General features: G+C 59.2%; 7 protein-coding genes. 3 read left to right on the plus strand and 4 right to left on the minus strand.

The window, feature by feature from the left end:
- Positions 1-33 precede the first annotated feature (33 nt).
- Positions 34-381 carry an IS66 family insertion sequence element accessory protein TnpB gene (gene tnpB, locus NL154_RS29175; RefSeq protein WP_430961085.1) on the minus strand — a complete coding sequence of 116 codons (348 nt, stop codon included), beginning with the start codon at positions 379-381 and terminating at the stop codon, positions 34-36.
- Complete coding sequence (gene tnpA / locus NL154_RS29180; protein WP_430961989.1) at positions 378-698, minus strand: IS66-like element accessory protein TnpA; 321 nt, start codon at positions 696-698, stop codon at positions 378-380. The genes tnpB (NL154_RS29175) and tnpA (NL154_RS29180) overlap by 4 nt, the downstream gene beginning before the upstream one ends.
- A 290-nt stretch (positions 699-988) precedes the next feature.
- Between tnpA (NL154_RS29180) and NL154_RS29185 the strand changes: the two genes are divergently transcribed.
- A complete protein-coding gene (locus NL154_RS29185; RefSeq protein ID WP_430961983.1) occupies positions 989-2,410 on the plus strand; it encodes an IS4 family transposase in 1,422 nt (473 codons plus the stop codon).
- Between the two features lie 337 nt (positions 2,411-2,747).
- Here the strand turns inward: NL154_RS29185 and xopAD are convergent, their stop codons facing one another.
- Both xopAD and NL154_RS29195 read right to left on the minus strand, forming a co-directional pair.
- Positions 2,748-11,312, minus strand: a complete 8,565-nt coding sequence (xopAD, locus tag NL154_RS29190) for a XopAD/skwp family type III secretion system effector (RefSeq protein ID WP_430961984.1) — start codon at positions 11,310-11,312, stop codon at positions 2,748-2,750.
- A gap of 944 nt (positions 11,313-12,256) precedes the next feature.
- The gene (locus NL154_RS29195) at positions 12,257-12,646 is read right to left on the minus strand and encodes a hypothetical protein (RefSeq protein WP_430961080.1); all 390 of its coding nucleotides are present in this window, start codon (positions 12,644-12,646) and stop codon (positions 12,257-12,259) included.
- Between the two features lie 1,432 nt (positions 12,647-14,078).
- Here NL154_RS29195 and tnpA (NL154_RS29200) point away from each other — a divergent pair.
- Together tnpA (NL154_RS29200) and tnpB (NL154_RS29205) are read left to right on the plus strand one after the other, a co-directional pair.
- A complete protein-coding gene (gene tnpA / locus NL154_RS29200; RefSeq protein WP_430961079.1) occupies positions 14,079-14,510 on the plus strand; it encodes an IS66-like element accessory protein TnpA in 432 nt (143 codons plus the stop codon).
- Positions 14,507-14,863, plus strand: coding sequence for an IS66 family insertion sequence element accessory protein TnpB (tnpB, locus tag NL154_RS29205; RefSeq protein ID WP_430961078.1), 357 nt, complete (start codon positions 14,507-14,509; stop codon positions 14,861-14,863). Before tnpA (NL154_RS29200) ends, tnpB (NL154_RS29205) begins: the two co-directional genes overlap by 4 nt.
- Positions 14,864-14,932: the final 69 nt, after the last annotated feature.

The raw sequence follows: 14,932 nt of genomic DNA on the forward strand, positions 1-14,932 counted from the left end.
TCATATTCGCTCCCGCCGTGCCAGCGGTTTTGCTCATCCCGCCGACGTCGGACGCCAAGTTTTTTGCGGCATTCGCCAGTCGATGCCTTCGAGCAAATAGCCGAGCTGCGCCGGCGTGATCACCACCGTGCCGTCGGCCGCCGACGGCCAGATGAAGCGGCCGCGCTCGAGCTTCTTCGTGAACAGGCAGGCACCCTGGCCATAGTGCCAGATCACCTTGATCAGCCCGCCGCTCCGACCGCGGAAGACGAAGAGATGGCCGCTCATGGGATCGCGCTTCAACGTCTCCTGCACCATCAGCGACAGGCCGGGAAAGCCCCTGCGCATATCGGTATAGCCAGTGGCCAGCCACACCTTCACACCGCTCGGGACGGGGATCATCGCCGCTCCAGAACATCGAGGATCCGTGCCATGGCTTCGGTATCGATGTCGCTCTCGACCCGAAGGCGACGGCCGCCGCCAAGCTCGATCATCACCATGCTTGCTTTTTTGCGCGGCCGGGAGACCGGCGGCGGCTCGGCCGGGGTCGCTGGCGCTGGCAGCGCTTCGATGACCTCCACCGGAACGAGTTGCGGGACGGACGGCGCGGAGATCTGGCAGAGCTCCTTGCGCCAGCGGAAGAGCTGGCTCACATGGATGCCGGCCGAGTGCGCAATCTCCGAAACACTTGCGCTTGGCTCAAGCGTCGCCGCGACCAGCCGCTACTTCTCCTCGCGAGACCAACGCCGACGCCGCTCGACCGACGTAATCACCTCAATCTGATGCTTCGTCATAGGACTACTCCTAGTGCTTGCACTAGGACTTGCAATCTTCAGCCTACCTCGGCAAGGCGGCCATCACCGGCTTGCAATTACCCATAAGGGATAAGTAGCTGACTCGTTTACGGAAAGTTTTCAGTGAAATCTTGAATCGAAAGAATCGCTTGTGATTCTGTGTCGAGCACCTGATTCGTTTAAGGCGGTGCTTTATGTCGGTTCGAGACGATCTGATGGCTGATAATGACGGCCATTGGAGCAAGCAGGAAATAGACGCCGGGTCTTTCAAAGATGCGCGTCTTGGACGACGCTGCTCGGAGCTTTTACGACAGCTTGGAGAGCATATGGGCGGCTCTATTCCTTTTGCCTGCCAGGACTGGGCCAGTACCAAAGCGGCGTATCGCTTTTTCTCCAATCCGAATGTTGAGGAAGGCGATATCCTCAACGGCCACTTTGCCGCGACCGCCCAACGCTACGATGCTTGCAATGGTCCGATCTTGGTGCTGCAGGACACGACCGAGTTTACCTATCAGCGCCGCAATCCGCATGCCGTTGGCTTTACCAAGAGCGTCAACAGTGGCCGAGACAAACAGGAGCGGCTGCGCCACCATACGGTCTGCGGGATATTGATGCATTCGAGCCTTGCGGTGACCTTGGATGGGCTGCCCTTAGGGTTGGCGGCCGTCAAGTTCTGGAGCCGCGACAAGTTCAAGGGGACCGCCCAGCTCAAACGCAAGATCAACCCGACACGTGTTCCGATCGAAACCAAGGAAAGCATCCGTTGGCTTGAAAATCTGCGTCAATCCGTCGACCTTCTCGGCCAGCCAGACCGATGTATTCATGTCGGCGACCGCGAAAGTGATATCTACGAGCTCTACTGCCTGACCAAGGAGCTTGGCACGCACTTCGTCGTGCGGACCGTCGTCGACCGGCTGGCTGGCAACGGGGATCACACAATATCGGCTGAAATGCGCGATGTTGAAACTGCCGGACAGCACCTTATCGAAGTTCGCGCCGATACCGACGAGGTCACCAAAGTCCACCTGGATATCCGCTTCAAACGGATCCGGGTGCTGCCGCCCATCGGCAAGAAGAAGCGATACCCTGCATTGGATCTTACCGTCATTCACGCGGTAGAGCCCAACCCTCCGGCCGGCCGCAAGCGCATCGAATGGAAGCTGCTGACCGATCTTGAGGTGAATAGCTGCGAGGAGGCCGTCGAAAAGATCAAATGGTATGCGATGCGCTGGAAGATCGAGGTCTTCCATAAGATCCTCAAGTCTGGTTGTCGGGCTGAAGACGCAAGATTACGAACGGCCGATCGACTGGCAAACCTCGTCGCCGTGTTCTGCATTATGAGCTGGAGAGTGCTCTGGTTGACAATGCTCGCGCGCACTGCACCCGAAACACCGCCAACTGCGGCACTCACCGAACAGGAAATTGAAATCCTCGATCAAATGGTCAGCAACGCAGGTAACCGGCAGGCGACGCCGGGATCGTTAAATTTCTATCTCACCAAACTCGCTCGTTTAGGTGGTTACCTTGCAAGAACATCAGATCCGCCACCGGGAAATACAGTCGACTGGCGCGGCCTCAGCCGGCTGACAGACATTCGCCTCGGAACCGAAATAGCAGCGACACTCAGATGTGGGTAATTGCAAGCATCACCGGAGGGGTACGGATCAAACGGGGAGCTGCGGGATCTGAGACCCCCGCAACCTGATGGCCGCGCGTATTGCGGATACGAACAAGCCCGGCGCGGGAAGGGGCCTTCGCCGACTAGCTCAGTCGATGTACCGCTCGCTACTGCACTGGTTCTCTTGCTCTGGTGCTGTGAACGAAACACCGCATGGTCGCCTGGTAGGTCTTGGCTCACTCGACTGCTCTTAGCTCGGCGCGACTGGCGCGCCAGCGGCTGCTTCGTTCAATCCTGTCGCAAAGACTAGATTTGGCAAATTCGACTGGCTTGGCGTGCTGTTTCCAGCATGCGTATCAATACATCGTCAGTCTGCTTTGCAGCGCCTGTCGATCGGCGATGAGGGTGTGGAGGTGCAGTGGCTCGTGGGCTGGCCGCTCCCCGTCCACCAATCGCTTGACCAACGCCCGCGTGCCGTCCACGACAAAGACGCCGCAATCGTAGTCGTTCGGCTGTGCGGCCATGCGGGCTGGCACCAAGGTGGCGTCCAGCCGTTCTGCCAGCTGTGTTGCGGCTTCGTCGTTATATCTTCTTTGCTGGAGGGAATCGTAATGATAGGCGACCTGCCGCTCCGGATCGCGGCGATCGACGAGCAGCAGCGACCAATGGGTGCCGCGGCCATCAAAGGTGCCATTGTTCACTGGAAGGAACAGGAAGTCGGCCGGGGCGGCGTTTCGATTATAGATCGACTGCAGCATGCCTCGCGCGTGTTGCAGCTCCATGTGGCGCAGCAGATGGGATACCGACGGATCCACCAGCCTTATGCTGGCGGCAAGCGTTGGATCGATCCCCTGCAGCTGCTGCTCGAGGAAATCGTAATCCGTCTGAATATGGGCATCGCTCAGCCACTCGGTGGTACCGAGCACCGACGCCTCAGGGCGTTTCGAAGCTGGCGCATCGGACCTCCCGATCCGAGCATCGAAGGTGGGGGGCGTCGGCGTCGGCGCAGAACGAATATCGTCGTACGTAGCCTCCGGTGGCCTGGCGATCTCCGCCTTTCTTGATTGTCCCGCAGCTCGCAATCCAGCGACTGCGACGCTACCCTTACCATCGCTCCAGTGTGTTATGCTCAGCACGTCATGGGGTCTGCTAACGGCCTTGTAGCTCTCTGTCACCTTCTGCTCGAGTTCCTCTGTCTTCTCAGGAGCATCGCGGCGCTTCAGCTGCTGCAGCTCTTTATAAGTATCGTGGTTGTCAACTTTGGCGCTGTAGCTGGCCGGGGTGTGGAATTCCATCTGGAAGCGATAGCCTGCTGCTGTGGCAAGTACCGCGTGGATGCCGAGATAAGTGGGACGCTCGAACTTGAACCAGTTGGTCACCTCAATTTCGGTGTAATCCTGCTCCTCGAACGCCAGAATGGCTGCCTTGAAGGCACGTGTAAAATCCTTGTCAGGAATCTCGAAGACGTGACGTACCGCACTGCTGATCAGCTGTTGGGTGCTGTCGGATGAAACGCTCGTTCCGGCGAGCTGCTCTCCTATGGAGCGTTCCGACCTCAGCCGGCGCTCCAAATGAGGCATTTTCACCTGAATGCCCATTTTTCTGAGGCTTGCAGCGACGTTGAGTGCCGCTGCGGTGATTTTGCCCTCTTCTTTCATTGCGCGGGCAGCCTCAGTTCTAGCACGCTCCGAGGCCTCCTCGCGGGTCAGCGTAATCGTCTCATCGGAATTCGCTGCTGCGGACGGCAAGCCCGAGGACTCGCGCAAGATGCGTTCGTCCACAGCGAGACTGATCGAGGTTTGCATGACTGAAGCCGTCAGCGTGGGATTGTCCTCCAGATCCTCCAAGGCTGCCCTGAAGTCAAACCTTCCATGGTTGAGAGACGCTGCCAAGCCCTTGACGTATGGCACGGACCTCAAGCCAGGCGTTGTATGCAGCAGCCGCTGAAGGTCCCCGCTCTTCTTCGAAAACAGCTGAGCGCCAGTATTGGATTTGTAGGCGTCGGTGCCGACCTTGATGCCGAGGCTCAGGAGGTTGTTTGCGCTTTGCACCAGGTCATCCGGATTGTAACCGTCCGGGCGAGGTTCGATCCGCGCCGGATAGTTGTCGATCAAAGCCCGAATGCGGTCTCTTGGTTGAGAAGTTGCCGGATAGGAATCCGCCAAATCCGGGAGAAGATCTGAGACAGCTGCGCTGAGCGTCGTGCTTTCGGTGCCCTCCGCGTGTTCGACTGTCTCGGGCGCTGGCTCCACCTCATGCCCCTCTGCCCATGCTTCAAGGTCGGCAACGAGCAACTCGGCCATTTCGCGAGCAACCGGATGTTGAGCGATCTCGATCTCGCGCCTCGCTCTCGCAAACAGGTTCTCGATATCCTGGCCGCTCACCTCTTCCCGGCCTAGCAACTGACCAATGTCGCGTCGGAGTTCATGGTGGACGCCCTCGTAGGTGCCAAAGATGGCGCGCTCCGCAAACCAGCGCCGTGATTCATGAGACTGAGCCAGAAAGTTTCGCTGTAGACCGCTGTAAGTTTCCAAGACATCCTGGGTGGCAGCGAGAATCTGGCTGGCGCGACCAAACTGGTAGGTGTCGCCGTCAAGTGCTGGGGTATGCGACTTTGGCGGCTTAAGGGATGGAAGTCCGAGAGCTTGCTCCTTTTCATCGAATTCACGCACATGCTCATAAAGCTGCGGCCGGTCGCCGATGATGATGACGGTGTCGCCGTCGAAGTCGCCGTCAAGTTTTTTCTGTTCACCGGTCGGCACGGCGATCAACGACCCCGGGGCAAACACCTCGGTGGCCTGCAGGACGCCGAGGCAGTCGAGTGCCGTATCCTCCTTGACGCGGTCCTTGCCTGTCGTCCACTGCGAATGGCACTTGACGTCCTCCGCAGACATCACCAGCGCACGATCGGCGTAGTTCGCCGGCCACATCTCGTCCGGCACGACGATCAGAATGCCTTTAGCAAAGAAAGTCGGATCGTCGGCCGCGAGTTCCTCGCCCGATTTCTGGGCGACATTAAAGCTGTATTGCATGGCCACACACGCGCCTAGGAACACTGCTGTCGGGTCCCCACCAGCGGCTGACCTGACCAGGTCGGTGGCGATTGGCCGCAGGTTGGGCTTATCGTACGGCGAGCGCCCGATCAGCACGCCGTTCGTCCCCGTTAAGGTCTCGCTTTTGAGCGTCGGCACATGGAGACATTCATCACCGGACGGTACCGCAACCGCGCCTGGACCGTCGATATGTCCGCTAGTCAGGGTTCGAAACAACTCCTCGGCCGTCAGTCGTTGCCCCTGTCGACTATCGAGCCAAATCTTAGCTTTCTCTCGCACCTCATTTGCCACCATCTCGCTTCGCGGATAATGTTGCAGCGCCGTGGCAGGCAGGGACGATCTCCTTCCTTCACCAAACGCAGGCACCCGAGCAGCACCTTCCTGCCCACCGGCCAGGCGAACAGCCTTCATACGAGTGGCCAGCGAAGCCTTGATGAAGCCGCAGCCGTCATGCGGTCGCAACGCAATCGGACCTTCCCGCCCAGTTAGCTTGAAGGGATGTTCACTGGCAGGGCGGTCCGGCAGCAACGACAGTTTGAATGCGCCTTCCAGCGCATAATCGTGAGGACCTAAGTCCTTGAGAGCCGGCGGCGCGGCAAAACCCCGACGCTGAGTGTAATAATATGCCTCTTTGAAAGGTGCCCAGGCGCGCGACAGCTTCTCAAAGGAAGTGCCTGGTGCGGTTTCGGCATAGGGAATCGCCAGCAGCTTCCCGCCGGAAGGCTCTGGTTCCCCCCGACCTGGAAGTTTGGCCGCGATCTGGGAAAGGGTTTTTCGCGGCGGCTTTAACTTGCTTCCGCCGAACAGATCCATGCGGTATGGCACGCCCTCGACGGTTAACGTGCGTGCCAGCATAAACGGGCTCGGCTTTCCTGGCAGTTGCACCGCAACCATCTTCACTGCCCCCGAGGTCAGGCGATAAAAGATCGAATAGCGCGTCTCGGGGTCCGTGGCCAGTTGCCGGCCCTGCATGTCGACTACCGGCAATCGCATCAATCCCGCCTCACCCTGCGGCGCTCTGGGTTCATGGTCCATGGCTCGCAGAACCTGATGGACGTCGAAGACGGACGCCGAATGTTGGGCTTGGACCGTTGCGGCATTCTGCGCCACGAACGTGTCGAGCGCATCGATCGGACGTTCAGCCTCGATTTGCGCGATCAAGTTCCAACTCATGCTGGAAAGGTCGCTTTCGATGAGCTCGCGCGTGCTGTCCAGGATTTCCTTGGTCTTGGACTGCAGCTCGTCGCGCCTCACACGCAAATCAGACTTGCTGCCCTCAACATACGGCCGCCGCAGCAATGTTGCCAGGTTCGCACGGGCCTTGAGCACTTGATAAATCGACAGCGCGGGACGGCGTGTCGAGTTCGGCCCCCGGTTCCGCTCGGCATCGCTTGCCCTGAGATGGGCCTCGATCTTGTGCTCCACGATAGGTTGGATATCATTAAGCAAGTTCAAAGCCTGCCTTCGGTGCCAACGCAGCTGCTTGCGCGGGCTGCGCGCCAGCGGCAGCAGAGCGGCGCAAATGTTTCCCATAATTTCGAGGTTGTTCTCAACCGCAAAGCCAGGGGCCTGATGCAATTGCCTCAGTCGATTTATTCCAGGGGCTGCGAGCAAGCTAAGATCGTCATGCAACTGGGCCTTGGCCAACGCCTTCAAGATGCTCGTGACGGCCACCGCGTCGGCCTCGCCGATGCGATCGCTCGCATAATGAAGATAATGAGCCAGTTTGTGTAGTCGATCTTTCAGCAGCGCGGTCTCTGCGATCTCTCCGGCGTCCTCTCTCCTCATAACCCCACGCGCCAAACTGTTGGCGATACTGGAGAGCCCGTGCGTCGTAAAATGACGGTATGGTCGACCGGCCGGGCCAAGTCTGCGGGCGATCTCCAAAACCGCCTGGCTGCATGCCTCCTCTTCCGCACACCTGTCGAAGCCGTTGAGCAGATTTGCCAGCTGCTGCGAGCTAAAACCAGAGAGCCGATCGGCGTCGCGAATCACCTCGCCGGCGATCACCGCGGTGGCCTGGCGTGATTTCTCCTCTTGCGGCCACTTGCTGAAGCCGTTCACCAGGTTCGAAAGGTGCTGCGATGTAAAATCAAGGAGCTGGTTAGCGCTGCGAATTACCTCGCCGGCGATTACCGCGGCGGCCTGGCGTGATTTCTCCTCTTGCGGCCACTTGCTGAAGCCGTTCACCAGGTTCGCAAGGGCCTGCGGATCGAATCCAGGCAGCAGGTCGCTGGGGCTGGCGCGACTGACCACCTCCGCAGCGATGGCAACGACGGCGTCGCAGCAGCCAGCCTCGTCAGGACACTTGCTGAAGCCGTTCACCAGGTTCGCAAGTGCCTGCGGACCAAACACAGGCAGCTGGTCGGCCCGGCCACCGACCTGACGCGCGACCGCAACGATGGCGCCGCGGCAGTCCTCGGACCACTTGCTGAAGCCGTTTACCAGATTCGCCAGATCTAGCTCATTAAATCCCGACAGCTCGCCGGCGGCGCGAGCCACCGCCCGCGCGATCGCGACGATAGCTCCGCGGCAGTCCTCGGGCCACTTGCTGAAGCCGTTCACCAGGTTCGCCAGATCCTGCCCAGTGAATCCCTGCAGGCGCCCGGGGCGGCTAACCACGGCACCTGCGACCGCAACTGTGGCTTGATAGGAGTTTTCCGATTGCGGCCACCTGCTGAAGCCGTTCACCAGGCTCGCCAGGTGGTGCGCATCAAACATAGGCAGCTGATCGGCGCAGCGAAGCACCTCGTCAGCGACAATGTTGGTGGCGTGACCCAAATTCTCCTCTTGCGGCCATTTACTGAAGCCGTTCACCAGGTTCGCCAGATGCTGCCCATCAAAATCAGAAAGCCAGACCTCGCGGCGGCTGGCGCGGTGACAGACCTCAACGGCAATTGCGACGGCAGCGCGTGAGCACTCCGCCGCCTGCAATTTGCTGAAGCCGTTCACCAGGTTCGCCAGATGCTGCGGATTGAAATCAGAGAGCCCGACCTCGGGGCGGCTTGCGCGGTGACAGACCTCACTGGCAATTGCAACGGAAGCGCGGGAGCACTCCGCCGCCTGCAACTTGCTGAAGCCGTTCACCAGGTTCGCCAGATCCTGCCCAATGAAACCCGACAGCTCGCCGGCGGCGCAAGGCACCGCACGCGCGATCGCAGCGATAGCTCCGCGGCAGTCCTCGGGCCACTTGCTGAAGCCGTTTACCAGGTTCGCCAGATCCTGCGGATGAAACCCGGATAGATCGGCGTCTTTATCGGCGCGGCGACAGACCGCATCGGCTATGACGACGGTTGCTTGGCGTGAGTGTACCAGTTCCGGCGCTTTGCTGAAGCCGTTCATCAGGTTTGCCAGAGCCTGCGGATTAAACCCGGATAGATTGGCGTCTTTATCGGCGCGGTGACAGACCTCATCGGCGATTGCATTGATAGTGCCGCAACACTCCGCCTCTTGCGGCCACTTGCTCAAACCGTTCACAACGTTAGCCAAGTTCTGCGGACCAAAATCAGACAGCCCGGCGGGGCGGCGGCGAATCTCGGCGGCAACTGCTATCGCGGCTTTACGAGCGTTCTCGTGTTCCGGCCATTTGCTAAAGCCGTTGACCAGCAGTGCCAGACTTTGACCGTTGAGCTGGGAAAGCGCTCCGCGTTGCTCATGAAAAACCTTGGCGATACCAATCATTCCATTGCGACATTCCGTTACTCGGGGATAGCGACTGAAAGACAATACGAACAGTGAAAGCGTTTTACTTTCAACGTCTTTCAGCGCGCTGCCGAGTCTCGACACCTGAGCTGCCATGGCGCTGCAAGCTTCCATGCCTGCCTGACCGCCAGTTTTCCGGCTGATCGAGTTGCAGGAGGTGGCGTACCCCCAGGTATTGCGGACGCGGACATCTTGCTCCCATCTTGGAATAAATTGACGAGTGAACTCGGAAGCGGCCCTTTGGAGGAATGTTGCATGATGTGCCTGGCCTTGCAGACTCTTGTCGTACTTCACCACAGCGCACGAGAATTCAGTGATGCCGGGAGCGAAGGAAATCTCATGTAAAGCGTCATTGAGTAGTGCTTCGTTGTAGCTCTGTGCGGCTACATTGTCGAAACGCCGCCGTCCCGCTCCTGCCGCTGGCCTGGGCTCGCTTTGCTCCTGAGGTGGGAGCGTGTCTGGTTGCGAGCGACTCGGCTTTGGATCGCGGAGCCGCCAGTTCTCATGAAAACGCAAAGACTTTTTTTCCCTGGCCGTTACTTCGCCTTGCGGACCTTGGGTAGAATGATGTTGAGGCCCACTGGCTGCCCGTCGCGGAGTCGTGAGGGCTCGGGCGGGACCTATGGATGAATCGGCGGATTTGCCGCCAAGGGCTTCGTCGGCCCCTAGCACAACGCGAGCATAGGACATTCGTTTATACTGGGAGCCAGCGAGCGTCCGCTGCACGCCGACATCGGACGATTGGCTGCTCTGTCCAACGGCGTGACTTGATTGCGGGGGCGAGCTGCTTGATCCAGCTTCCCCAATGCCCACAGTCTGGCTACCAGTTGGGAGCGCGTCCGGTTGCGATGTTCCGGGTCCTTGATCGCCGGGCCGGGGTTCGCCCACGAAGCTTTTTTCTCGAGCTCGCGCTCCATCAACCGACAACGAGGGAAGAACACGCCCCGCGGTAATGCCTGCACGGGGCGCAGCGTCCGCAATTCGATGTGGACTAATGGAGGGGCCCGATGAACTGTTGCCAAGGGAGAGAACCTCGGTTGCTTGCGCCGTGCCGCTCTTGCCCGAAACGACTTGCGGTTCCGGTCGCCCGGGGGCCGAACTTCGGGCGCCAGCGGAGGGCTTGCGCCTGCTTTTCCCCTTCCTGCGGGTCGAAGTGCCTTCGGCCGGTGCAGCCCTCTCCGTCACAGCCTGGCCGGTAGTGTCGGTCGCAGTCACAGCGGCAGCCGGCCGTTCGCTGATGGATGATCTCGTTGGCTGCAGGTCCAAGAGTTGCAGGACCTGGTCCGCAGTGCCTCGCGCGCCTTCCGCTATCTGACCCAACAATTCCAACGGGAGGTCGGCACCTGTTCGGTCATCGCTTAGCCTGCCAAGCAAGTCGGGCAACGCCGATGCAAAATCCAAAAGCCTCTGCATGACGCCTTGCAGAACGGAGCAGTCTATCGAGTCGAGTGGGCGCCCTGCCTTGGTCTGAAGAGCGCCGCGCGTCCGATGCACCGCCGGCAAAACTGAGGCGCTGAGGGCATCCAACAGAGGTACTCGCCCGTTCTCACCGATAAGCATTTCCCTCAGTGGCGCTTGGAAACTGCTCGCTCGTGGCTCAATTAACAACCGCGCGAGCTCGATCCGCGATTGCAGAACCATGAACCTCGACATCAGTGTCGAGCCGGTATGCAGTCGCAATTTGGCCTCTTCGGCCTGCTGGATCTCGGCATTTGTATTTGGTAGGTTGGCAGTGACGGCATAGGCTAACTGGATGCGTTCCGCGCGCCATGTCTTCTTTTCCCAAAACTCCACGCAAGCTATATAGTGCCTTGCCACACTGGAAACCGCTTGGCTCAGCTTGGCGGGGCTAGGGTTGGATCGGAGGACCAAGGCGAGCACGGCGCGCGCCTTGTTACGAATCTCTAGCAATTGCATGCCGTCCTTGGCGAGTTCCATGCATTCCGATGCCGCATCGAGCACCAGATCCCGGGTTAGACGCGCATGATCATTGGACAGAATGCTATCGCTCCCTGGGGCCAGACTCGCGTGATATTCCAGAACTGTCGAGCCTGCATCGACGATTCGATCGAGCGCCTCTTGCTTCTCCTCCAGGGTAGGGCCTCGGTTGGCGGTTAGGCTAGCTTCAAGGCGGCTAGATTCAAATTCTGCAAGCAAGCCTTTCATCTGTTGATCTTCTGCCTTGATTTGTCCGGCGGTTATACAAAGCGGGACTGCCATGTCCGACTTGGATGGCTGGTCAGCGACTAGAACTGTGGCATCACCCTCCGGGACTGAGGGAAGACGGCGCCGCCGCACGGCGCCTGCTCTTGTCAGCGCGGTTGCTCGAACAACAGCGGCCAGCACTCGCCGTGCGCCCGCGGAAGGGCCGGACGACCTCTCCCCAGGGTCTTCGTCGGCAGTGCGTGCGCAGGACGCACCTGTGCCTTGAGACCCAGAGTGCATCACCTCCAGGATGGAATTGAACTTTTGGCGGCCCTCCGCCAGGGGAGGGCCTGATTGCGAGCGCGAACTGCTTGATCCCGAAATATTGTCGGCCCCAGCATTCCTAATACGCGAGTTCCCAGGTGGGCCAATGACCGTCATATTCCATCTCCGAAACGGCGAAAATGCCGTGCCTATCATTTTGCGGGCTGGTGTCGTTCAGCGCTCGTTGGCCAGCGTTTGGCTGACATGTGCAATCGCCCAGATGCACACGTAAATCTCATCGCCAATATCCCATCCCGCCTGAGCGGGTTTAGGCCAGAGGACGCTCTGGAAGTTGCACTGCCTGCGGCGCGAGTTTCACCACGAGATCGATCGGAGTGACCCCCACGCACAGCCAGGCCGGGAAGCTGCCGAACTTTCCGGCGAATACGTCGAAGAAACATAGATGGAGGCCCGATGCGTCTCCTCCTAACGTTTCTGACATGGCTGCAGACTTCGGTGCGGCGCGCGCTAAAGCACTTGCAATGTTCAGGCGGTAGCTGCTCCGCTTGAGTCTGCGCCGGCCGGGGCCGCCCGTGCGCGTTGCCGTTTCGGTCGAGCCATTTCGCTCACCGCACATGACAATGGACACGGCACATAGCCATCAGCGGCCCGCCATCGCTGCTATCTCCACGAGCGTCCGATCACATAAAGTCATCCTCATAGGAGTCTGAACTTGGTTCAGTTTTCCCGCTATCCTTAGTTTTGCAGAGATACTGCTGCGGTTTGCCCACACGCTGCCATTCACCGGCACTGTTCTTCGTCCACTTGTCGGGATGCTGAGTAGGGTCAAGGACCATGTCGCCATCATCCACTTCAACAAACCCCATCGTCGCTGCGCGGGCTTGTGCTTCTGGATTAGCCGCACGCCAATTCAGTAACGGTCGTTCGCCGTCCCTCCGAAGTTGATGCTCCAGCAGAATATCGCCTGCATTCTCGACGAGCGGATGAGTTACCTGAAGATCCACTATAGAGGTGACCTCAGTTCGACCGGGAAATTGTTCCCGCCACCTTTCGGATTCAAACTCAGTCATGCTGAATCCGCCTTCTGTTCTCAGCAGTCCAACACAGTGGTCTCCCAGTTGGTAGCTGTAATATCGCGCGTGCTCCGAGTCTCGACGCACGCCGTATTGACTAGCAACGTCCGCAGTGCGTCTGGCGCGTGACGATATGAATTCCGAATACTCTTGTGGATTGTCTGCGATGCGCGTGATCTCAGCGCCGTGAAATTGCCTCGCCTCCCTCCTGAAAGTAGATCTGTCGATCTGCACCACCGGAGGGTTGGCTTGGAGGGAGTAAGCTTGCGTAGCCGCTGACGATGAGCCGCCGCTGGAAGCCGATGCGGTTATGTGCATCCGGGCAAACGTGGCCGCGAACTCTTGGCTTCCTGCATCCGTTTGCCGCCTCCCCCTACGCGTGTATTGGATATCAGAAGAGTCACCAATTCGACCATACATGACGATTCGCTCCTGTGTTTTGACGTGAGTTTAGGTTGCTTGGCGCGGCAGCCCTAGATAGACGACTTGGCTGACTACTGGCTGACGAAGGCGTTGTCCGGATGCACGGTCATCCATCCGGCAGGGCTGCCGATTGACCCACATCGTCGAGCTTGATCCAATAGAGATGCCGAAAGCGATGTCGTGCAAACCGGTCAAGGTTTTGATAGCACTTCACCTGCAGCCAAGTCGGGTCGTTGTGATGCGATGACATCCCGTCCAAGAGCACTGGGCGAAGGCGCGAAGGCCAGGATCTTTGGGCGACACTCGGGCAGCCTGTTCGTCTGCGCCCGCACGAGGAAGGCGGTACCAAGGTCCTACGTGGCGCAATAGAACTCGTAGATGTCGCTGTCTCGATCTGCACGCGCGCGAGATTGACGAGCCGCTTGAGCGAGAGCGTTCCCTTGAATTTCGTTCGTATCCACAGCCAGCGAGGGTGACGGCCAGACTGTAAGCATTCGCCGAGGAACGCAGGCTCGAGTTCTCTTGCGTGATCGGCGTTTCCATTTTGCGGCTATTGAGTCGCCGTTGTCGCTGAGTTTCGCAACATGGACTTTGATGGGATGTGTGCGCGACGAGCATCCCACGGCTTTCGTCTATTGATGGAGGAGGAAGCTTATCTCGCGGTCGCAATCAGCAAAGAAAAGGTGGGCTGTTCGTCGCGCTCACGGTGGGATCGTAGTGTGACCAATTCGTCGTGCAGTTCATGGTTGCTGACGGCAAGGGCCACAGGGATTGCTCGGATCCCCACGGACCGCTGACGTCCTCTGGAGGGCACCGCTCGATCACGTCGAGAAGGACCGGACCGTTGAAGCGCGCAACATTGCAAAGGCCTTTTTCGATCTTGACGGCATGCGCGGCTGGGCGCGGCTGTAGATACGGTCGCGCCTTGAAAGTAAGCGGTGTTTTGCCCCCACCTTCCGGATCAGCGTGTGATTGTTGATGTTGTTGCCGAACGAGGCTTCGACATATGACGATTACAGGTTTTACGCATGGCACCAGTGTAGACGTGCCGGTGCAACGGTTTGAGGTTTTCACGGGAACTGGCCGTCGCCGCGACTGGAGCGACGAGGAGAAGGACCGAATTGTCGCTGAGAGCTATAGCGGCGAGATGTCGGTCAGTGCTGTTGCGCGTCGACATGGGTTGTCTCCCGGACAATTGTTTACGTGGCGTCGGCAGGTGCGAAGTCAGGCGAAGCAAGATTCGCCGCCGATGTTTGTGCCAGCGGTAATTGATCGTCCAGCAGAGGCAACTCCGACACGGCGAAAGACGATAACGAGGAGCGCACTTCCAGTTGCGGCAATCGAGTTGGAGGTTGGCGGCGCGATCGTCAGGATCGCATCTGGTACGGACAGCGCGACCATTGCTGCCGTGATCCAGGCCTTGAAGGCTCAGTCGTGATTGGTCCGTCCGGTGCGGTAAAGGTGATGATCGCCACCAAGCCCGTCGACTTCCGCAAAGGTGCTGAAGGATTGGCAGCACTGGTGAAGGCGGAGATGGGTGCTAACCCATTCTCTGGCACGATCTATGTCTTCCGCGCCAAACGAACGGACCGGATTAAGCTGATCTTCTGGGATGGCAGCGGCGTGTGCCTGGTTGCCAAGCGGCTTGAGAATGGCGAGTTCCATTGGCCTCGAATGCAGGACGGCGCGATGCATCTGACGGCCGCCCAGTTCTCGGCTTTGTTCGAGGGATTGGACTGGAAACGCGTGCATGCGCCGAGCGAAACGCGCACGCCGGTAAAGGCTGGATGACGGCCGCGACCAATTGAATCAGCACCATCCAGCCTCTCGATCCGAGCGGTAAAATATGGTGTTCTCGAT

Source organism: Rhizobium sp. YTUHZ044 (assembly GCF_051123975.1).
In the GTDB taxonomy this organism is placed as follows: Bacteria; Pseudomonadota; Alphaproteobacteria; order Rhizobiales; family Rhizobiaceae; genus Rhizobium.